General features: G+C 71.7%; 16 protein-coding genes. 14 read left to right on the top strand and 2 right to left on the bottom strand.

Annotated features, from left to right (window positions below; translation table 11 throughout):
* Positions 1 to 31 precede the first annotated feature (31 nt).
* The 12 genes from D9C15_RS12940 (at position 32) to D9C15_RS12885 (ending at position 12,036) form a co-directional block, all read left to right on the top strand.
* Positions 32 to 1,009, top strand: a complete 978-nt coding sequence (locus D9C15_RS12940; RefSeq protein WP_127997866.1) for a LacI family DNA-binding transcriptional regulator — start codon at positions 32 to 34, stop codon at positions 1,007 to 1,009.
* Positions 1,010 to 1,147: 138 nt separating this feature from the next.
* Complete coding sequence (locus D9C15_RS12935; RefSeq protein WP_127997865.1) at positions 1,148 to 2,380, top strand: ABC transporter substrate-binding protein; 1,233 nt, start codon at positions 1,148 to 1,150, stop codon at positions 2,378 to 2,380.
* A 20-nt stretch (positions 2,381 to 2,400) separates the two neighbouring features.
* A complete protein-coding gene (locus tag D9C15_RS12930) occupies positions 2,401 to 3,273 on the top strand; it encodes a carbohydrate ABC transporter permease (RefSeq protein ID WP_127997864.1) in 873 nt (290 codons plus the stop codon).
* The gene (locus tag D9C15_RS12925) at positions 3,266 to 4,135 is read left to right on the top strand and encodes a carbohydrate ABC transporter permease (protein WP_127997863.1); all 870 of its coding nucleotides are present in this window, start codon (positions 3,266 to 3,268) and stop codon (positions 4,133 to 4,135) included. The genes D9C15_RS12930 and D9C15_RS12925 overlap by 8 nt, the downstream gene beginning before the upstream one ends.
* A 12-nt stretch (positions 4,136 to 4,147) precedes the next feature.
* Positions 4,148 to 5,212 carry an ABC transporter ATP-binding protein gene (locus tag D9C15_RS12920; protein WP_127997862.1) on the top strand — a complete coding sequence of 355 codons (1,065 nt, stop codon included), beginning with the start codon at positions 4,148 to 4,150 and terminating at the stop codon, positions 5,210 to 5,212.
* A complete protein-coding gene (locus tag D9C15_RS12915) occupies positions 5,212 to 6,231 on the top strand; it encodes a Gfo/Idh/MocA family protein (protein WP_205854792.1) in 1,020 nt (339 codons plus the stop codon). Before D9C15_RS12920 ends, D9C15_RS12915 begins: the two co-directional genes overlap by 1 nt.
* Before the next feature lie 11 nt (positions 6,232 to 6,242).
* Positions 6,243 to 7,490 (top strand): YbiU family protein, encoded by a 1,248-nt coding sequence (locus D9C15_RS12910; RefSeq protein WP_127997861.1) that lies wholly within the window; start codon positions 6,243 to 6,245, stop codon positions 7,488 to 7,490.
* Positions 7,487 to 8,698, top strand: a complete 1,212-nt coding sequence (locus D9C15_RS12905; protein WP_127997860.1) for an AGE family epimerase/isomerase — start codon at positions 7,487 to 7,489, stop codon at positions 8,696 to 8,698. The genes D9C15_RS12910 and D9C15_RS12905 overlap by 4 nt, the downstream gene beginning before the upstream one ends.
* A complete protein-coding gene (locus D9C15_RS12900; protein ID WP_127997859.1) occupies positions 8,695 to 9,189 on the top strand; it encodes a heme-degrading domain-containing protein in 495 nt (164 codons plus the stop codon). Before D9C15_RS12905 ends, D9C15_RS12900 begins: the two co-directional genes overlap by 4 nt.
* Before the next feature lie 126 nt (positions 9,190 to 9,315).
* The gene (locus D9C15_RS12895; RefSeq protein WP_127997858.1) at positions 9,316 to 9,750 is read left to right on the top strand and encodes a DoxX family protein; all 435 of its coding nucleotides are present in this window, start codon (positions 9,316 to 9,318) and stop codon (positions 9,748 to 9,750) included.
* Between the two features lie 64 nt (positions 9,751 to 9,814).
* Complete coding sequence (gene gshB / locus D9C15_RS12890) at positions 9,815 to 10,762, top strand: glutathione synthase (RefSeq protein ID WP_127997857.1); 948 nt, start codon at positions 9,815 to 9,817, stop codon at positions 10,760 to 10,762.
* Positions 10,759 to 12,036 carry an amidase gene (locus D9C15_RS12885; protein WP_127997856.1) on the top strand — a complete coding sequence of 426 codons (1,278 nt, stop codon included), beginning with the start codon at positions 10,759 to 10,761 and terminating at the stop codon, positions 12,034 to 12,036. The genes gshB and D9C15_RS12885 overlap by 4 nt, the downstream gene beginning before the upstream one ends.
* Positions 12,037 to 12,049: 13 nt before the next feature.
* Here D9C15_RS12885 and D9C15_RS12880 read toward each other — a convergent pair whose 3' ends face one another.
* On the bottom strand, positions 12,050 to 14,209 hold the full coding sequence (locus D9C15_RS12880; protein WP_127997855.1) for a cytochrome-c peroxidase: 2,160 nt from the start codon (positions 14,207 to 14,209) through the stop codon (positions 12,050 to 12,052).
* Between the two features lie 279 nt (positions 14,210 to 14,488).
* On the opposite strand from D9C15_RS12880, the gene D9C15_RS34475 reads away from it, so the two are divergent.
* Positions 14,489 to 15,916 (top strand): calcium-binding protein, encoded by a 1,428-nt coding sequence (locus D9C15_RS34475; protein ID WP_127997854.1) that lies wholly within the window; start codon positions 14,489 to 14,491, stop codon positions 15,914 to 15,916.
* 4 nt (positions 15,917 to 15,920) lie between these two features.
* On the opposite strand, the gene glyA is transcribed toward D9C15_RS34475, so the two are convergent.
* Positions 15,921 to 17,231, bottom strand: a complete 1,311-nt coding sequence (glyA, locus tag D9C15_RS12870) for a serine hydroxymethyltransferase (RefSeq protein ID WP_127997853.1) — start codon at positions 17,229 to 17,231, stop codon at positions 15,921 to 15,923.
* A 53-nt stretch (positions 17,232 to 17,284) separates the two neighbouring features.
* On the opposite strand from glyA, the gene D9C15_RS12865 reads away from it, so the two are divergent.
* On the top strand, positions 17,285 to 19,174 hold the full coding sequence (locus tag D9C15_RS12865; protein ID WP_127997852.1) for an ATP-binding cassette domain-containing protein: 1,890 nt from the start codon (positions 17,285 to 17,287) through the stop codon (positions 19,172 to 19,174).
* Positions 19,175 to 19,180: the final 6 nt, after the last annotated feature.

Genomic DNA, 19,180 nt, shown 5'->3' with positions numbered 1-19,180 from the left:
CTCGGGAGCGGCCCAGCGCGCGGCCCGCAACATGAGCGTCACCATCCGCGACATCGCCGAGGCCGCCGGCGTCTCGATCGGCACCGTCTCGCGGGCGCTGAAGAACCAGCGCGGCCTGTCGGACGAGACGCGCCGGCTGGTGCGGCGCGTCGCGCGCGAGCTCGGCTACGACGCGGCACGGCTGCGCAGCACGCGCGCGCAGCGGCTGGTCTTCCTGCTGCACCGCCAGCACAGCAGCTTCGCCACCAACCCGTTCTTCTCGTACGTGCTGCACGGCGTCGAGGAGGCCTGCCGCGACTACGGCATCGCTCCCACGCTGCTGGCCACCGGGCCGGCCGACCCGGTGCGCGACCAGCTGCGCCTGCACGAGCCCGACGCGGTGCTCGCGGCCGGTTACTTCGAGGCCGAGGTGCTGAACCTGGTGGCCGGGCTCGAGCTGCCGATGGCGCTGGTGGACTTCTGGATGCCCGGCCAGCCCTCGGTGAACCCCGACAACGTGGAGGGCGGCTTCCTCGCGACCCGGCACCTGCTCGAGACCGGCCGCAAGCGCATCGCCTACATCGCCGGCTCGCTGGCGCACTACAGCCTGCGCGAGCGGGCCCATGGTTACCGGCGCGCGCTGTTCGAGGCCGGCGTGCTGGCGGACCCGGACCTGGAGATCGTCGCCCCGCCCGGCGTCGAGCCGGCCGACGGCGCGGCGCATGCGATGCGCCAGCTGCTCAAGCTGCGCCAGCGCCCCGACGCGGTGTTCGCCTGCAATGACATGGTGGCGCTGGCGGCGCTGCAGGTCTGCCAGGAGGCCGGCCTGCGCGTGCCGCAGGACATCGCCATCGTCGGCTTCGACGACATCCCCGCAGCGGCCGGCGCGCAGCCGGCGCTGTCGACGCTGCGGGTCGACAAGGAGGCGCTCGGCCGCGCCGGCGTCGACCTGATCATGCGCGGCCACGAGATGCCGCAGCAGATGGTGCTGCCGGTGGAGCTGGTGGTGCGGGGGTCGAGCGCGGGCTGACCCGCCCCGGGGCTTGTTTCGTTCCCAGCGTTGACTCCCGCCCGGGAAACTCCGCTGAACATCGGTCAAGGCCGGCGCGACACTGCGCTCCCGCAGGCCGGAGGACTGGCCTGCCCCTCGACACCACAGGAGACAGGCATGAAGAAGATCATCGCGGCGGCCGCGGCGCTGCTGGTCAGCGGCGCCAGCTTCGCGCAGAGCGTGGAAGTGCTGCACTGGTGGACCTCCGGCGGCGAGGCCGCGGCGCTGAACGTGCTGAAGGGCAACCTCGAGAAGCAGGGCGTCAAGTGGAACGACATGCCGGTGGCCGGCGGCGGCGGCGAGCAGGCGATGACCGCGCTGCGGGCCCGCGTGACGGCCGGCAACCCGCCCACCGCGGTGCAGATGCTCGGCTTCGACATCACCGACTGGGCCAAGCAGGGCGTGCTGGCCGACCTGAACGCGGTGGCCGCCAAGGAAGGCTGGGACAAGACCGTGCCGAAGGCGCTGCAGGCCTTCTCGAAGCACGACGGCAAGTGGATCGCCGCGCCGGTCAACGTGCACTCGACCAACTGGGTGTGGGCCAACAAGGAGGTGCTCGACAAGGCCGGCGTCACCAAGTTGCCCGCCAGCTTCGACGAGTTCATGGACGCCGCCGCCAAGGTGCAGAAGGCCGGCTTCATCGCGCTCGCGCACGGCGGCCAGCCCTGGCAGGAAGCGACCATCTTCGACGGCGTCGTGCTGTCCACCGGCGGCATCGACTTCTACCGCAAGGCCTTCATCAGCAAGGACAAGGCGGCGCTCGGCTCGGACACCATGCTCAAGTCCTTCGAGCGCATGGCGCAGATCCGCAAGCTCGTCGACAAGGACTTCAGCAACCGTGACTGGAACCTCGCCGCGGCGATGGTCATCAACGGCAAGGCCGGCTTCCAGATCATGGGCGACTGGGCCAAGGGCGAGTTCCTGAACGCCAAGAAGGTGCCGGGCAAGGACTTCGTCTGCTTCCGCTTCCCGGGCACGCAGGGCATGGTCAGCTTCAACTCCGACCAGTTCGCGATGTTCAAGGTCGGCGGCGACAAGGCGGCCGCGCAGGTCAAGCTGGCCAGCGCGATCATGGACCCGGGCTTCCAGTCGGCCTTCAACGTGGTCAAGGGCTCGGTGCCGGCGCGCACCGACGTGCCCGACACCGCCTTCGACGACTGCGGCAAGAAGGGCATGAAGGACCTGGCCGAGGCGAACACGAAGAACACGCTGGTCGGCTCGATGGCGCACGGCCACGCGGTGCCCGCGTCGATCAAGAACGCGTTCTACGACGTGATCACGCGCCACTTCAACGGCCAGATCGACAGCAAGGCGGCGGTGAAGGAGATGGTCGCCGCGGCGTCGAACTGATCGGCTGAAGGAGGACCGCCGTGCGCGCACCGCCGATCGCCAAGCTCGTGCTCAGCCCGAGCGTGCTGCTGATCGGCGCGTGCGTGTACGGCTACATCGCCTTCACGATCTACCTGTCGTTCACCGCATCCACGCTGATGCCGGTGACCACCTGGGCCGGGCCGGACGCCTACCAGCGCCTGTTCGAACTCGGCAACTGGGAGGTGTCGGTCCGCAACCTCGGCATCTTCGCGACGCTGTACATCGTGCTGTGCGCGGTGCTCGGGCTGGCACTCGCGGTGCTGATCGACCAGAAGATCCGCGCCGAGGGCACGTTCCGCTCGATCTTCCTGTACCCGATGGCGCTGTCCTTCATCGTCACCGGCACGGCCTGGAAGTGGGTGATGGACCCCGGCATCGGCCTGGAGCGCTCGCTGCGCACGCTGGGCTGGGAGAGCTTCAGCTTCGGCTGGGTGAAGGACTCTGACCTCGCGATCTACTGCATCGTCATCGCCGCGGTCTGGCAGACCTCGGGCTTCGTGATGGCGCTGTTCCTGGCCGGCCTGCGCGGCGTGGACCACGAGGTGATCAACGCGGCGCGGCTGGACGGCGCGCGCACCTGGCGCATCTACCAGCGCGTGATCTTCCCGCAGCTCGGCGCGAGCTTCATCTCGGCGCTGGTGATCCTGGCCCACATGGCGATCAAGAGCTACGACCTGGTGATCGCGCTGACCGGCGGCGGCCCCGGCCGCTCGACCTGGCTTCCCTCGGTGTTCATGTACCAGTACACCTTCACGCGCAACGAGATGGCGGTGGGCGCGGCCAGCGCGGTGCTGATGCTGATCGCCATCGCGATCGTCGTGATGCCGCACATCATCCGCGAGACGCGCAAGCTGGCGGGCGGCCATGGCTAGGAAGAAGACCCTCGCCCAGCACGCGCCCCGCTGGCTGCTGTACGCGGTGCTGGTGTTCCTGGCGCTGCTGTTCCTGCTGCCGATCTACGTGATGCTGGCCAACTCCATCAAGCCGCTGGACGAGATCCGCGCCGGCGACCTGATGGCCCTGCCGGTCGCCCCCACCGTCGAGCCCTGGCGCCAGGCCTGGAGCCTGGCGCAGATCGGCGTGCAGCCCACCGGCCTCGCGCCCTACTTCCTGAACTCGCTGCTGATGGTGGTGCCGGCGGTGCTGATCTCGGCGGTGATCGGCGCGTTCAACGGCTACATCCTCACGCAGTTCCGCATGCGCGGCGCGCAGACGATCTTCGCACTGCTGCTGTTCTCGATGTTCATCCCGTTCCAGATCGTGCTGATCCCGATGGCGCGCACGCTCGGGCTGATGGGCCTGGCCGGCACGGTGGCGGGGCTGGTGTTCGTGCACACCATCTACGGCATCGGCTTCACGACGCTGTTCTTCCGCAACTACTACTCGGCCTTCCCGGGCGAGCTGGTGCGCTCGGCGCGCATGGACGGCGCGGGCTTCTTCCGCCTGTTCTTCCGCCTGCTGCTGCCCAACAGCGCGCCGATCATGGTGGTGGCGGTGATCTGGCAGTTCACCAACATCTGGAACGACTTCCTGTTCGGCGCCTCGTTCTCCGACTACAAGTCCTTCCCCATCACGGTGGCGCTGAACAACCTCGTCAACAGCAGCACCGGCGTGAAGGAATACAACGTGCACTTCGCCGGCGCCTTCATCGCCGCGCTGCCGACGCTGATCGTCTACGTGCTGTCGGGCAAGTACTTCGTGCGTGGCCTGATGGCCGGTTCGGTGAAAGGTTGAGGAGCCCGCGACATGGCCGATCTGAAGCTCCAGGGCATCCACAAGGCGTTCGGCGGCGTGCGTGTGCTGCACGAGATCGACATCGCGCTGCCCGACGGCGAGTTCCTCGTGCTGGTCGGCCCCTCGGGCTGCGGCAAGAGCACGCTGATGAACCTGGTCGCGGGGCTCGAGGAGCCCAGCGGCGGGCGCATCGTGCTGGGCGGGCGCGACATCACCGACGTCGAGCCCGCGGACCGCAACATCTCGATGGTGTTCCAGTCCTACGCGCTGTACCCGAACATGACGGTGGCGCAGAACATCGCCTTCCCGCTCGAGATGCGCGGCGTGCCGGAAGCGGATCGCCAGAAGACCGTCAAGGAAGTCTCTTCGATGCTGCAGATCGAGCACCTGCTCGAGCGCAAGCCGCGCCAGCTCTCCGGCGGCCAGCGCCAGCGCGTCGCGATCGGTCGCGCGCTGGCGCGCCACCCGCAGCTGTTCCTGTTCGACGAGCCGCTGTCCAATCTCGACGCCAAGCTGCGCGTGGACATGCGCGCCGAGATCAAGCGCCTGCACATGCGCACCGGCGTCACGACGATCTACGTCACGCACGACCAGGTCGAGGCGATGACGCTGGGCACCCGCATCGCGGTGCTGAAGGACGGCCTGATCCAGCAGCTCGCCACGCCGCTGGAGCTGTACTCGCGGCCGGCGAACCGCTTCGTCGCCGAGTTCATCGGCTCGCCGTCGATCAACTGCTTCGAGGCGGTGCGCGAGGCCTCGGGCACGCTGCGCCTGGCCGACGGGCAGGTGATCGGCAGTGCCGCCGGCGCCACGGGCGACAAGCTGATCGTCGGCGTGCGCCCGGAAGACCTGTCGATGCGCCCGGCCAACGACGAGAATGCGCTGCTCAAGGGCACGGTGTCGCTGGTCGAGCCCACCGGCCCCGAGACCTACGCGCTGGTGGATCTGGGCGTCGGCGAGGCCACGGTACGCATGGGCGGCCTGCCCAGCGTCGAACCCGGCCAGGCGGTGCGTGTGCACGTGCCGCCCGGCGCGCTGCACCTGTTCGATCCGGCCAGCGGAAAGCGTCTCAACTGATGTCGGAGAAGTTCATGGTCAAGCCGATGCGCTGGGGCTTCGTCGGCGCCAGCCACATCGCCGAGCGGGTGATCCCGGCGCTGCGCAAGGTGCCCGGGCAGGAGCCGGTGGCGGTGTGCTCGCGCAGCGCCGTGCGTGCGCGCGAGTTCGCCACCGCGCTGGGCCTGCAGGCCTCGTACACCGACCTCGCCGCCTTCCTGAAGGAAGGGCGCTTCGACGCGGTCTACGTCAGCTCCACCAACGAGCAGCACTGCGCACAGACGCTCGCGGCGCTCGAGGCCGGCTGCCACGTGATGTGCGAGAAGCCGATCGCGATGAACCTGCCCGACGCGCGCCGCATGGTCGAGGCGGCGCAGCGCGCGGGGCGGGTGCTCGGCACCAACCACCACCTGCGCGCGCAGGCGGCGCACCGCCTGATGCGCGAGATCGTCGCCGCGGGCGGCATCGGCCGGCTGCACGGCGTGCAGGTGTCGCATGCGGTCTTCCTGCCGCCGCACCTGCAGGGCTGGCGGCTCGACGCGCCCGGCGCCGGCGGCGGCGTGGTGCTCGACATCCTGGTGCACGACGCCGACCTGCTGCGTTACCTCGCCGGTGCCGAGCCGCGGCGCATCAGCACGCATGTGCAGCACAACGGCCTGGCGCGCGGCGCGCTCGAGGACGGCGCGATGAGCGTGATCGAGTTCGAGGGCGGCGTGCTGGCGCAGACGCACGAGTCCTTCGTCGCCCAGCATGCGGCGACGCGGCTGCACCTGCTGGGCACCGAGGGCTCGCTGTACGCGGTCGGCTCGCTCTCGCAGGCCGGCACTGCGCGGCTCTGGCAACGCGACGCACAGGGCGAGCGCGAACTCGAGGTGCCGCCGGTGGACCTGTACGAAACCGGCTTCCGCGCCTTCGCCGCCGCCTGCGCGGGGCAGGGTGCGCCGCTGGCGACCGGCGCCGACGGCCTGCGCTCGATGGCCGTCGCGCTGGCCGGCCTGGCCTCGGCGGCGAGCGGCCGCGCCGAAGCCATCACCTTCTAGGAGAACGAACCATGGAAGCCTGGATGAACGACGTGCCCCGGGCGGTCACGGAGACCCAGCGCCTGCTGCGCCGCGAGGTGCACGACGTCGCGGGCCGCTTCCTGCGCCTGTCGCAGGCCCTGGCCGACGAGGTGAGCGCGATCCGTGCCGAGCAGGTGGGCGGCGGCGCGGTGCCCGAGCTGGCCTATGCCGATGTCGCCGCCGGCCGCGTCTCGCCGCAGCAGGTGGCGCGCATCAAGCGGCGCGGCTGCGTGGTGATCCGCGGCGTCTACGACCGGGCGCAGGTGGAGGCCTGGAACGACGAGGTGGTGCGCTACATCGACGCGGTGCGCTACCTCGAGCGCATGAAGGAGAAGGCGGGGCTGGACAAGTACTTCAGCACGCTCGCCTCGAGCCGGCCGCAGATCTACAGCCTGTACTGGTCCAAGCCGCAGATGTTCGCGCGCCAGCACGAACACATGGCCGTCACACGCGCCTGGCTCAATCGCCTCTGGACTTTCGAGAAGAACGGCGTGCGCTTCTTCGACCCGGACCGCCAGTTCAACTACGCCGACCGCATCCGCCGGCGCGAGCCGGGCGATGCCTCGCTCGGCCTCTCGCCGCACTCCGACGGCGGCTCGGTCGAGCGCTGGTGCGAGGCGACGTTCCGCGCCATGTACCGCCCGGTGTTCGAGGGCGACCCGCTGGCCTTCGACCCGTTCGACGCCGAGGGCCGCATCGCGACGAAGGAGATCCCCTCGCCGGCCGTCTGCTCCGCGTTCCGCACCTTCCAGGGCTGGACCGCGCTGACGCGCCAGGGCCCGGGCGACGGCACCTTGCGCCTGGTGCCGCTGGCCCGCACCACGCCGTGGATGCTGCTGCGCGCGCTGCAGGCCGACGTGCCCGAGGGCGACCTGTGCGGCGCCCAGCCCGGCCGCGCGCTCGGCGCCTCGCCGCAGTGGCACGCCGCGCTGCTGGAGGGCCTGGTCTCGATCCCGCAGATGGAGCCGGGCGACACGATCTGGTGGCACTCCGACGTGATCCACGCGGTGGAGGACAAACACGGCGGCAGCGGCTACAGCAACGTGATCTACATCGGCGCGGCACCCTGGTGCGAGAAGAACGAGGCCTTCGCGAAGAAGCAGGCCGCGGCCTTCCTCGAGGGGCGCAGCAGCCCGGACTTCGCGCCGGAGGACTACGAGGTCGGGTTCGACCAGCGCGCTCAGGCGGCCGACCTGTCGCCGCTGGGGCGTCGACAGATGGGTCTGGAGGCGTGGTGACGGCCGACTTCCGCAGCCCCGCCTTCCTGCTCGACCACGTCCGGCACACGCTCGCGTTCTACGACGCGCGCTGCGTCGATCCGTCGGGCGGCTTCTTCCAGTTCTACAAGGACGACGGCAGCGTCTACGACCGGCGCACGCGCCACCTCGTCAGCAGCACGCGCTTCGTGTTCAACCACGCGATGGCCTGGCGGCGCTTCGGCACGCCGGGTTACCAGGAGCGCGTTCGCCACGGCCTCGCCTTCCTGCGCGACGCGCATGCGCAGCCGCAGGGCGGCTACGCGTGGGAGATCGACTGGCATGCCGGGCGTGCGACGGTGCGCGACGGCACCAACCACTGCTACGGCCTCGCCTTCGTGCTGCTGGCCCACGCCCATGCGCTGCTGGCCGGCGTGGCGGAGGCGCGCGCGGGACTGGAGGCCGCCTGGGCGCTGATGGAGCAGCGCTTCTGGGAGCCGGCCCAAGGGCTGTATGCCGACGAGGCCACGCCCGACTGGCAGCTCAAGCCCTACCGCGGCCAGAACGCCAACATGCACGCCTGCGAGGCGAACCTCGCGGCCTGGGACGCCACGCAGGACCGGCGTTATCTGCAGCGGGCGCTGACGCTCGCCGATTCGGTCACCGGCCGGCTGGCGGCGCTGGCCGATGGGCTGGTCTGGGAGCATTACGGCGTGGGGGCAGACGGTGCCTGGTCGGTCGACTGGGACTACAACCGCGACGACCGGACCAACATCTTCCGACCCTGGGGCTACCAGACCGGCCACCTCACCGAATGGGCCAAGCTGCTGATGCAGCTCGAGCGCGCGCTGCCCGAAGGCGAACGGCCCGGCTGGCTGCTGCCGCGCGCGCGCCATTTCTTCGACACCGCGATGGCGCGCGGCTGGGATGCGCAGCACGGCGGCCTGGTCTACGGCTTCGGGCCGGACGGCCGCGTCTGCGACGGCGACAAGTACTTCTGGGTGCAGGCCGAGAGCTTCGCCGCCGCGGCGCTGCTCGCGCTGCGCAGCGGCGATGCCTCGTACTGGGGCTGGTACGACCGGATCTGGTCGTACGCCTGGCAGCATTTCGTCGACCACCGGCACGGCGCCTGGTACCGCATCCTCGGGCCGGACAACCGCAAGCTGAGCGACGAGAAGAGCCCGGCCGGCAAGACCGACTACCACACGATGGGCGCGTGTTACGACGTGCTGAGGGGGCTGGGCGCATGACGCTGGAACACGATCTGAACAAGCTCGCCGAGCAGGAGCAGCGCCTGCAGTTCGAGCGCTTCGGCCCGGCCGACGCCTGGTCGCTCGGCTGCGCGCTGCGTTCGCTCGCCGAGTCGCGCGGCCAGGCGGTGACGATCGAGATCCGGCTCGCCCGCGAGCTGGTGTTCTTCCACGCGATGCCGGGCACCGCGCCGAGCAATGCCGACTGGGCGCGCCGCAAGCGCAACACCTGCGAGCTGCTCGGGCGCAGCTCCTACCGTGTCGGCCGCGAGCTGGAACAAGGTGGCGGCACGCTCGAATCGAAGATGGGACTGGCCACGCGCGACTACGCCAGCCACGGCGGCGCCTTCCCGATCACGGTGCGTGGCATGGGCGTGGTCGGCACGGTCACGGTCTCCGGCCTGCCGCAGCGCGACGACCATGCGCTGATCGTCGAGGTGCTGGCGCCGCTCGCCGGCGTGCCGCTGTCCGAGGTGGCCCTGTCGGACTAAATTTTCGAACGATGGCGTCAAGCCGGCCCCGCCCCGAGTCCGGCAGCTACGCCTAATCTTCGCTCCGTGCACGACAGAACCGCAGGCGACTGCGGACTTGGCAACCCGATCCACGGAGCATTGAAAATGTTGAACACCCTGAACACCCTGAAGACCCCCTTGTTGCTGGCCGGCCGCGTGCTGCTGGCGCTGATGTTCATCCTGGCCGGCTGGGGCAAGCTCACCGGCATCGAAGGCACCGCCGGCTACATCGCCAGCGCCGGCCTGCCGTTCCCGACCGTGCTGGCGGTAGCCACCGGGCTGCTCGAGCTGGTCGGCGGCGTCTTCATCGTCGTGGGCTTCCAGGCGCGCTGGGCCGCGCTGGCGCTGGGCCTGTTCACGCTGGCCGCGAGCGTGCTGTTCCACAAGTTCTGGGCCGTGCCCGCGGACCAGGCCTTCGTGCAGCAGCTGATGTTCACGAAGAACCTGTCGGTGGCCGGCGGCCTGTTCATGGTCGCGGCGCTGGGCGCCGGGGCGCTGAGCCTGGACGCCCGCCGCGAGCCGGCGCTGGCGACCGCCTGAACCCGCGGCACGCCTCGGAGGGCCCGCACTGCGGGCCCTTTGCGTTTGTGCCACAGTGCCGGCCATGCGCATCCTCTTCGTCGCCGACACGCTCGAGTACTTCAAGACCCACAAGGACACGAGCTTCGCGATGATGCGGGCCGCCGCGGCGCGCGGCCACCAGCTCTTCGCCTGCGAGCCGAAGGACCTGGTGTGGCGCCGCGACGGCCGTGTCGTCGCCGCGCTGCGCCAGATCGCGCTCACCGGCGACCACCCGCAGTGGTTCGCCGAACTGGCCACGCCGACGCTCGCGCTGGCCGAGCTCGACGCGGTGGTGATGCGCAAGGACCCGCCCTTCGACAGCGAGTACTTCTACGCCACCCACCTGTTGCAGCAAGCCGAGCGCGAGGGCGCGCGGGTGTTCAACCGGCCCGCGGCGCTGCGCGACCACCCGGAGAAGCTCGCGATCCTCGAGTTCCCGCAGTACATCTCGCCGACCATCGTCACGCGCGACGAGGCTGCGATCCGCGCCTTCCACGCCGAGCAGCGCGACATCATCCTCAAGCCGCTCGACGGCATGGGCGGCATGGGCATCTTCCGCGTCGGCCCGGACGCGCTGAACCTCGGCAGCATCGTCGAGACGCTCAACAAGGGCGGCACCACCACGGTGATGGCGCAGCGCTACCTGACCGAGATCGTGAAGGGCGACAAGCGCATCCTGCTGATCGGCGGCGAGCCGGTGCCGCACGCGCTGGCGCGCATCCCGCAGGGCAGCGAGATCCGCGGCAACATGGCGGTGGGCGGCAAGGGCGTGGCGCAGCCGCTGTCGGCGCGCGACCGCGAGATCGCCGAAGCGCTCGGCCCCGTGCTCGCAGCGCGCGGCCTGCTGCTGGTGGGGCTGGACGTGATCGGCGACTGCCTCACCGAGATCAACGTGACCTCGCCGACCGGCTTCCAGGAGATCACGAACCAGACCGGGTTCGACGTGGCCGACATGTTCGTCACGGCGCTCGAGAAGGCGCTGGCGTCGTGAACGAGTGGCATCGGCTGACGGCCGTCGAGGCTGCGCGTCGGCTCGCGCGCCGCGAGCTGAGCGCCGAGGCGCTGCTGCGTTCCTGTCTGGAGCGCATCGCCGCTCGCGAGCCCGAGGTGCGGGCCTTCGCCCACCTCGATGCCGACGCCGCGCTCGCGCAGGCGCGTGCGCTCGACGCCGGCCCGCTGCGCGGCCTGCTGCACGGCCTGCCGCTGGGCGTGAAGGACATCCTCGACACCGCCGACCAGCCGACGGCCTGCGGTACGCCGATCTACGCCGGCCACCGCCCGCCCGCCGACGCGGCGCCGGTGGCGCTGGCGCGTGGCGCCGGCGCGGTGATCGCCGGCAAGACCGTCACGACCGAGCTCGCCAACATGACGGCCGGCGTCACCCGCCACCCGCTGAACCCGGCGCATTCGCCCGGCGGCTCGTCGAGCGGGTCGGCCGCCGCGGTGGCCGACTTCATGCTGCCGCTCGCGCTCGGCACGCAGACCGCCGGCTCGATCGTCCGGCCGGCGGCCTACTGCGGCGTGGTCGGCTTCAAGCCGAGCTTCGGCCGCGCGCCGCGCGCCGGCGTGAAGCCGAACGCGGAGTCGATGGACGTGGTGGGTGGCTTCGGCCGCACGGTGGAGGATGCGGCGCTGCTCGCGGCGGTGCTGCTCGGCGACCGGCGCGCGCTCGACGAGCCGGTGCCGGAGACCTTCCGCCTCGGCCTCGCCCCCGGCCCCGACCGGGACCACGCGGCAGACGACGTGATCGCATGCTGGCAGCAGGCCGTGCGCGTGCTCGCGCCCAGGCTCGCGCGCTGCGAGGACGCCGCGCTGCCGGCGGATGTCGCCGACATCGCGGCGCTGCAGGGCGCGCTGCAGGCCCACGAGACCGCGCTCTCGCTGGCCCATGAACACCGCGTGCATCGCGAGCGCCTGAGCCCGGCGCTGCTCGAGCTGCTGGACCGCGGCGCCGCGCTCGACGCCGTTCAGGTCGAGGCGCTGCGTGCGCGCGCCGCGCGCTGGCGCAGCGACGTCGACACGCTGTTCGAGCGCTTCGACGTGCTGCTCGCCCCGAGCACGCGCGACACGGCGCCCGCGGGCCTGGCCTTCACCGGCGACCCGCTGTACTGCCGGCCCTGGAGCCTGCTCGGCCTGCCCTGCGTGCACCTGCCCTTCGCCCGGGGCGCGAACGGCCTGCCGGTCGGCTTGCAGCTGGTCGGCCGGAAGGGGGAGGACCATCGTGTGCTCGCCGCGGCGAAGCGCGCGATGGCGTGGCTCGGCTAGACCGCCGGCCGGCTCACGGTTCGCCCTGGCCCGAGAGCAGCCGCAGCGTGTAGCGCAGCGGCCGGTCGTCGCGCCCGTCGCGCTCGTCGCGCCAGTCGCGCCCGTCCCGCCCGCCGCGGGCGAGGCGCAGCTCGCGCACCACGCTGCGGCCGGGGGCGAGTTCGCCCTCGGGCAGGAACACGCGCAGGTAGGGCTCGCCGGCCCTCGTCGTGCCGCTCGCGTTGAGCAGGCGCGCGTCGCGCGGCAGGCCCTGCAGCACCACCAGCAGGTGGGTGTCGATCACCGCCGTGCTGTTGTTGGTGATGCGCAGCACGTCGTGCTGGCCGCGGCCGCCGTGGCGCGCGTCGCTGCGCAGCGCCACATGGGCCTGCGGCGTGACGTCCAGGAACTCCAGCCCCTGGTCGCGGCGCGACAGCGGGTCGTCGTTGTCCTGGGCCCGGCCGCTGGGCGGGAAGCCGTCGCGTGCGCCGAGCGCGGCCAGGTCGGGGCGGTACTTCGAGTAGGTCAGGTCGCGCTCGTTGAGCTGGAAGCTGCGTGTGCTCGAGGCCGGGTCGTGCGTCGCGAAGGCCGGGTCGTAGAGCGCGTTCTCGAGGAAGTCGGTCAGTTCCTCGACCTCGCGCTCCGAGAGCCCCAGGCCGCGCGGCGCGCCCGCACCGCGCGGGAAGGCGAAGCGCGGCGAGAGCGTGGGCGCGCTGCCGGCCACGGCGTCCTGCGGCACGCCGGCGTTGAAGTACTGCACCACGTCCTTGACGCGCGTGAACGCGCCGTTGTGGAAGAACAGCCGGGCATCCTTCAGCTGGCGCAGCGTCAGCGTGCGGAACTTGAACGCGTCGCTGTCGCGCCCGGTGATCTCGCGCCGCCCGTCGTCGCGGAAGGCCGGGTCGTTGCGCGCCGCGCGGTTCAGCGCCTGCAGCGGGTGGTCGGCCAGGCCGAGGTTGTGGAAGTTCTCCTCCACGAAGGCGCCCACGCCGGCCACGTCCGGGTCGTTGACCTGCTTGTTCAGCATCGGCCCGCTGTGGCAGGTGAAGCAGCCGGCGCCGCCCTGCTCGGCGCGTGTGAAGAACAGCCGTGCGCCGCGTCGCTGCTTCTCCGTCAGCGCGCCGTTCGCACCGGCGAGGAAGCGGTCCCAGGGCGTGTTGCGCGTCACCACCGTGCGCATGAAGCTCGCCGTGGCGCGGAAGGCGGTCACGTCGTTGATCAGCGCGTCGCAGGCGCCGGGCGCCGGCGCGGTCTCGGGCCGGCAGCCCGGGGCCTGCGCGGCCTCCTCGGGGAAGGCCTCGCGGAACAGCGCCCGGTAGACGGCGATCTTCTCCAGCGCGCCCGACTGCGCCTCGAGCATGCGGTGCGCGTCGAGCAGCAGCAGCGCGACGTTCTCCTGCGCCGGGTGGCCGAACGGGTTCAGGCCGCCGGGCGAGGCATCCGGCTCGCCGGCAAAGCCTCCCATCAGCAGCCGGTTGTTGAACGCGAAGCCGATCACGCCGGGGGCGTTGCGGCCCACGCTGTCCAGCCCGTCGAGCCGGCCGGTGGCCAGCAGCTGGAAGGGCGGCGGCAGCTTGCGGCCCAGCGCCGGGCTGCCGGCGATCACGCCGCCGGGGGTCTGGTAGATGTCGGTCAGCGTCGGCAGCGCGTCGACCCGCGCGTCGCCCGGGAACAGCGGGGCCTGGCGCAGTGCCGGCAGGATGTCGGTGCGCGGGCGGCGGCGCGGGATGAAGCGGCCGTCCTCGTCGGTGTAGCCGCGGCCCTCGCCGCCGACGGCGAAGTTCAGCAGCGTGCCGGCCTTGGAGGCCGCCTCGCCGAAGTGGCAGCTGCCGCAGGAGGCGGTCTGCGCCGTCGCGGGCGAGCCGCCGAACTCGGGCCGGATGCGCGCGGTGCGCACCGGGTCGTGGAACATCAGCTTGCCGAGGTAGCGCTTGGCCTCGGTGGTCTGGAAGTACGGGTCGGGGCGGCCGTCGGCCAGCCGCGGCTGCGGCAGGTCGGCCTCGGCCGGCACCTTCAGCGTCTGCAGCCCGCCCACCTGGCGGGCGATGTGCTCGCGCAGCTGCACCGGGCTCGCGCCCTCGTGGGCCTGCGCGTACGTGGCAGCCAGGCCGCTGCCGGCCAGCGCCAGCGCCAGCAGCGTGGCGGCCAGCGGCCGCGTCCTTCGACCCAGCGGGTCGGGTGTCGTGTTCCTCATCGGGAGACCTCCATCTGTCGGGTTGAACGCCCGCCGCGGACGGCGCTGCCGGCCGGGTGGGCGAATCAAGCCTCGGCGTCGGCGGTCACGCCGGTCTCACGCAGCGATGCTCATGCGGCCACGTTGTGGTCCCGGAATGGTCCGCGCCGCGGGGCGCTCGCTTTCCCGCTCCCTCGTTCTGGGGACCGGTGGCGCCGGCGGCCAGCCGGGCGCCCCTAGGATCGGCGCGACTGCGCCCGCGCACCCATCCACCCATCCACCCACCGCGAGAGGACCCGCATGGCCACCTTCACCTACAAGCCCGCCGCCACCAGCGATTTCTGGGGCCTGCTGTACGGCATCGAGCAGAGCATCGCGCTCAGCTCGGTGACGCCCACCAAGGCCGTGCTGGATGCCGGCGACTTCGTCATCGAGTACACCGGCACGGGGCTCGCGGCCGGCGCGGCGCCGGCGGGCACCATCACCGGCGCGAAGTTCTACCTCGTCGACCTCTCGGTGGCGGGCGGCCGGGTCGAGGTGTTCAGCGGCACCGGCATCAACGTGTCGTTCGCGACCTTCCTGGACGCCTTCGCCGAGGATCCGGTGGGCTCCATCGACCTGATCTTCGCTGCCGCGGACAACCAGACCGGCTCCGCCGCTTCCGACCAGATGTTCGGCGGCGGCGGTGCCGACACGATGAACGGCGGCGACGGCGACGACATCCTGTTCGGCGGCTTCGGCGATTTCGAGACCGGCGATGGCAACGACAGCCTGGTCGGCGGCAACGGCAACGACGTGCTGTGGGGTGAGGACGGTGCCGACACGCTGGTCGGCGGGGCCGGCAACGACCAGCTCTACGGCGATCTCTCCTTCCCGGCGATCGCAGGCCAGCCGGGCTCGGCCGGCGCCGACTCGATGCTCGGCGGGGCCGGCAACGACACCTACTGGGTCGACCGCGCCGCCGACCGCGTGGTCGAGGTGGCAGGCGAGGGCAGCAACGACCGGGTGATCATGTTCGGCGGCAGCGGCTTCACGAGCTACACGCTGGCCGCCAACGTCGAGAACCTGTCGGTCTACACGCCGTTCCCGTCGATCACGAACCCGACGCCGCCGGTGATCACGGGCAACGGCAACGCGCTGAACAACAAGATCTCGGTGCTCAACGTGGCCTTCGGCGGCCAGACGCAGGGCGCGGTGCGGCTCGACGGCAATGCCGGCAACGACCGCATCGCCGCCGGCGCGGGCAACGACACCCTGATCGGCGGCTCCGGCAACGACAGCCTGATCGGCGGTGTGGGCGCCGACGACTTCGTGTTCAACAGCCGGGTCGGCACCGACCTGGTCTACGACTTCCGCAGCGGCAGCGACGACATCGCCGTCTCGCAGGCCCTGCTGCGTGTGGGCGATGGCGACACGGTGGTCGAGGGCGGTGTGGTGCGTGCCGCCTCGGGCGGCTTCTCGGCCACGGCCGAGCTGGTGATCGTGCAGTCCAACATCGCCGGCGCCATCACCACCGCCAGCGCGGCGGCCAAGATCGGCGACGCGACCGCGGCCTATGCGGTCGGCCGCACCGCGATCTTCGCGGTCGACAACGGCAGCGCGACCGGCGTGTTCCTGTTCACCGCGGCCGACGCCAATGCCGACGTCTCGGCGGCCGAGCTGACGCTGCTGGGCACGCTGACCTCCACGCCGTCGACCGCGCTGGGCGACTACCTGTTCGTCAGTTGATGCGTCAGTTGATGAAGTGAAGCGCGCGGAAGCGCTGGCGGATGGCCTGCACACGCGGTGCCACCGCCAGCGGGTCGCCTTCCAGCGCGTCGGCGATCAGCGCGCCGAGTTCGTCCATGTGCGCGGGCCCCATGCCCAGCCGCACGATCTCCGGCACGCCCAGGCGCAGGCCGTTGACGTCGCCCGCCACCGGCGCGATCGGCAGGCCGATGCCGCAGGCCAGCAGGCCGGCGCGGCCGAGGCGCCTTGCCGCGGCCTGGCCGCCGCCCCAGCGCGCCGCCTCGACGGCGAACTGGTGCGAGGTGGTCGCGCCGCGTGCCATCGCATGCACCGGCAGGCCGCGCGCATGTAATGCGACGGCGAGCGCACGCGCGGTCTCCTGCATGGCGTGTGCGTAGGCGCCGCCGTGGCGGCGCCAGTCGATCAGCCCGACCGCCAGCGCCGCCACGCGGCCGGCGTCGAAGTTGGCCGTCAGGCCGGGGTAGGCGATCGCGTCCAGGCGCTGCGCGAGCGCCGTGTCGTCGGTGACGATCAGCCCGCCGGGCGGTCCGCCCAGGCTCTTGTAGGTACTCATCGTCAGCGCGTGCGCACCGAGCTTGAGCGGGTTCTGCCAGGCGCGGCCGGCGATCATGCCCGACAGGTGCGCCGCGTCGAACAGCAGCTTCGCGCCCACCTCGTCGGCCACCGCACGCAGCGCCGCCACCGGGTGCTCGAACAGGTTCAGGCTGCCGCCGGCGGTGATGAGCTTCGGCCGATGCTGCAGCGCCAGCGCCCGCAGCGCCGGCACGTCGACCGTGTAGCCGTCGGCCAGCACCGGCGCGGGAATCGTCCTGAGCCCGTACAGGCCGGCCGCGCCGGCGGCATGGTGCGTGACATGGCCGCCGATCTCCGGCGGCGGCGCGATGATGGTGTCGCCGCTCGTGCAGGTGGCCATGAACACGTACAGGTTGGCCAGCGCCCCGGAGGCCACGCGCACCTCGGCGTAGGCGGCGTCGAACACCTCGGCCGCCAGTTCGGCGGCGATCACCTCGATGCGCTCGATCGCCTCCAGCCCCGTCTCATACTTGTCGCCCGGGTAGCCGAGCGAGGCGCGTGTGCCCAGGCCCGCCGCCATCAAGGCCTCGGCGCGCGGGTTCATCACGTTGCTGGCCGGGTTGAGGTTGATGCCGTGCTGGTCGTGGATGCGGCGGTTCTCGGCCGCCAGCGAGAAGAGGCGCTCGGCCAGCGTGTCGGCATCGCTCGCGGCGGTCTCGGCGGCGACGGATTGCACGAGGTCCTCGCAGGCACGCGGGACCCAGGGGCGGCGTTGCAGCATCGGCGGCTCGGTTCGTGGGCGAGGGTTCATTGTGCCGGGGGACAATCGGCCGCATGGCCGTCCTCTCGCTTTCCGATGCGCAGCTCGCCTACGGGCACGTCGCGCTGCTCGACCACACCGGCTTCTCGCTCGAGGCCGGCGAGCGCCTGGGCCTGATCGGCCGCAACGGCGCGGGCAAGTCCTCGCTGCTGAAGATCGTCGCCGGGCTGGAGAAGCCCGACGATGGGCTGCTGCAGATGACCCAGGGCCTGCGCATCCGCTACGTGCCGCAGGAGCCGCAGTTCGACGCCTCGGCCACGGTGTTCGACGTGGTCAGCGAGGGCGTGGCCGAGGCGCGCGCCGTGCGCGCCGCCTACGAGGCGCACGAGGCCGGCACCGACCTGGACGCGCTGCAGACGCGCATCGAGGCGCTGGACGCGTGGAACTGGGAGCAGCGCGTCGAGACCACGCTGCACCGGCTCAGCCTGGACGGCGCGCGCACCGTCGGCGAGCTCAGCGGCGGCACCCGCAAGCGTGTCGCGCTGGCGCAGGCGCTGGTGGCGGTGCCCGACGTGCTGCTGCTCGACGAGCCGACCAACCACCTCGACCTGGACGCGATCGCCTGGCTCGAGGCGCTGCTGCGCGACTTCCGCGGCAGCGTGATGCTGATCAGCCACGACCGCGCCTTCCTCGACAACGTGGTCACCCGCATCATCGAGCTCGACCGCGGGCAGATCCGCAGCTACCCCGGCAACTTCGCCGCCTACGAGCGCACGAAGGAGGATCAGCTCGCCGCCGAGGCACTGGCCAGCGCGCGTGCCGACAAGCTGCTCGCGCAGGAGGAGGTGTGGGTGCGGCAGGGCGTGGAGGCGCGCCGCACGCGCAGCGTGGCGCGCGTGGCGCGGCTGCAGGCGCTGCGCGCGCAGCGCGCCGCGCGGCGCGAGTCGCTCGGCCAGGTGCGGCTCGAACTCGATGCCGGCGTGCCGAGCGGGAAGATCGTCGCCGAGTTGACGGACGTGACGCTGCGCTTCGGCGACAAGCTCATCGTCGAGCGCTTCAGCGCCACCCTCCTGCGCGGCGACAAGGTCGGCCTGATCGGCCCGAACGGCGCGGGCAAGACCACGTTGCTGAAGCTGATCCTCGGCGAGCTCGCGCCGACCTCGGGCACGGTGCGCCAGGGCGCGCGCCTTGCCGTCGCCTACTTCGACCAGATGCGCTCGGGGCTGGACCTCGAGGCCACGCTCGCCGACACCATCAGCCCGGGCAGCGAGTGGGTCGAGATCGGCGGCAAGCGCAAGCACGTGATGAGCTACCTGGGCGACTTCCTGTTCGCGCCCGAGCGTGCCAACGCGCCGGTGCGCACGCTCTCCGGCGGCGAGCGCAACCGGCTGCTGCTGGCGCGCCTGTTCGCGCTGCCGGCCAACGTGCTGGTGCTCGACGAGCCGACCAACGACCTCGACATCGACACGCTCGAACTGCTCGAGGAACTGCTGCAGGACTACGCCGGCACGGTGTTCCTGGTCAGCCACGACCGGCGCTTCCTCGACGACGTGGTCACCAGCACGATCGCCTGGGCCGGCGACGAGTCACCCGGCCTGTGGCGCGAGTACGAAGGGGGCTACGAGGACTGGCGCGTGCAGCACGAGCGCATGCTCGCGCTGCGCGCCGCCGCGGCCCCGCCGCCGGCGGCGCCCGAGAAGCCCCGGGCCGCCCCCGCCGCGCCGCCCCCGCCGGCGAACAAGCCGCGCAAGCTCAGCTACAAGGAACAGCGCGAACTCGACGAACTGCCCGGGCGCATCGAGGCGCTGGAGGCGGAGCAGAAGCGACTGCTCGAGATGCTGGCCGACCCGCAGGCCTACGTGAAGGATCCCAAGGCCGCGATCGCCGCGCAGCAGCGCCACGCGCAGATCGACGACGAACTGCTCGCGGCCCTGGAGCGCTGGGAGGAACTCGGCGCCCGCTGAACGTGC

This window comes from Piscinibacter defluvii (assembly GCF_004011805.1).
Classification (GTDB): Bacteria; Pseudomonadota; Gammaproteobacteria; order Burkholderiales; family Burkholderiaceae_C; genus Piscinibacter; species Piscinibacter defluvii.
The sequence above is the reverse complement of the archived record's forward strand: the minus strand, read 5'-3'. Positions and strand labels throughout refer to the sequence as shown.

What these genes read in the sequence shown, in the direction of transcription:
- D9C15_RS12940 (WP_127997866.1), top strand. Translation starts at nt 32, where the DNA reads ATGAGCGTCACCATCCGCGACATCGCCGAGGCCGCCGGCGTCTCGATC.
- D9C15_RS12935 (WP_127997865.1), top strand. Translation starts at nt 1,148, where the DNA reads ATGAAGAAGATCATCGCGGCGGCCGCGGCGCTGCTGGTCAGCGGCGCC.
- D9C15_RS12925 (WP_127997863.1), top strand. Translation starts at nt 3,266, where the DNA reads ATGGCTAGGAAGAAGACCCTCGCCCAGCACGCGCCCCGCTGGCTGCTG.
- D9C15_RS12920 (WP_127997862.1), top strand. Translation starts at nt 4,148, where the DNA reads ATGGCCGATCTGAAGCTCCAGGGCATCCACAAGGCGTTCGGCGGCGTG.
- D9C15_RS12915 (WP_205854792.1), top strand. Translation starts at nt 5,212, where the DNA reads ATGTCGGAGAAGTTCATGGTCAAGCCGATGCGCTGGGGCTTCGTCGGC.
- D9C15_RS12910 (WP_127997861.1), top strand. Translation starts at nt 6,243, where the DNA reads ATGGAAGCCTGGATGAACGACGTGCCCCGGGCGGTCACGGAGACCCAG.
- D9C15_RS12900 (WP_127997859.1), top strand. Translation starts at nt 8,695, where the DNA reads ATGACGCTGGAACACGATCTGAACAAGCTCGCCGAGCAGGAGCAGCGC.
- D9C15_RS12895 (WP_127997858.1), top strand. Translation starts at nt 9,316, where the DNA reads ATGTTGAACACCCTGAACACCCTGAAGACCCCCTTGTTGCTGGCCGGC.
- gshB (WP_127997857.1), top strand. Translation starts at nt 9,815, where the DNA reads ATGCGCATCCTCTTCGTCGCCGACACGCTCGAGTACTTCAAGACCCAC.
- D9C15_RS12880 (WP_127997855.1), bottom strand. Translation starts at nt 14,209, where the DNA reads ATGAGGAACACGACACCCGACCCGCTGGGTCGAAGGACGCGGCCGCTG.
- D9C15_RS34475 (WP_127997854.1), top strand. Translation starts at nt 14,489, where the DNA reads ATGGCCACCTTCACCTACAAGCCCGCCGCCACCAGCGATTTCTGGGGC.
- glyA (WP_127997853.1), bottom strand. Translation starts at nt 17,231, where the DNA reads ATGCTGCAACGCCGCCCCTGGGTCCCGCGTGCCTGCGAGGACCTCGTG.
- D9C15_RS12865 (WP_127997852.1), top strand. Translation starts at nt 17,285, where the DNA reads ATGGCCGTCCTCTCGCTTTCCGATGCGCAGCTCGCCTACGGGCACGTC.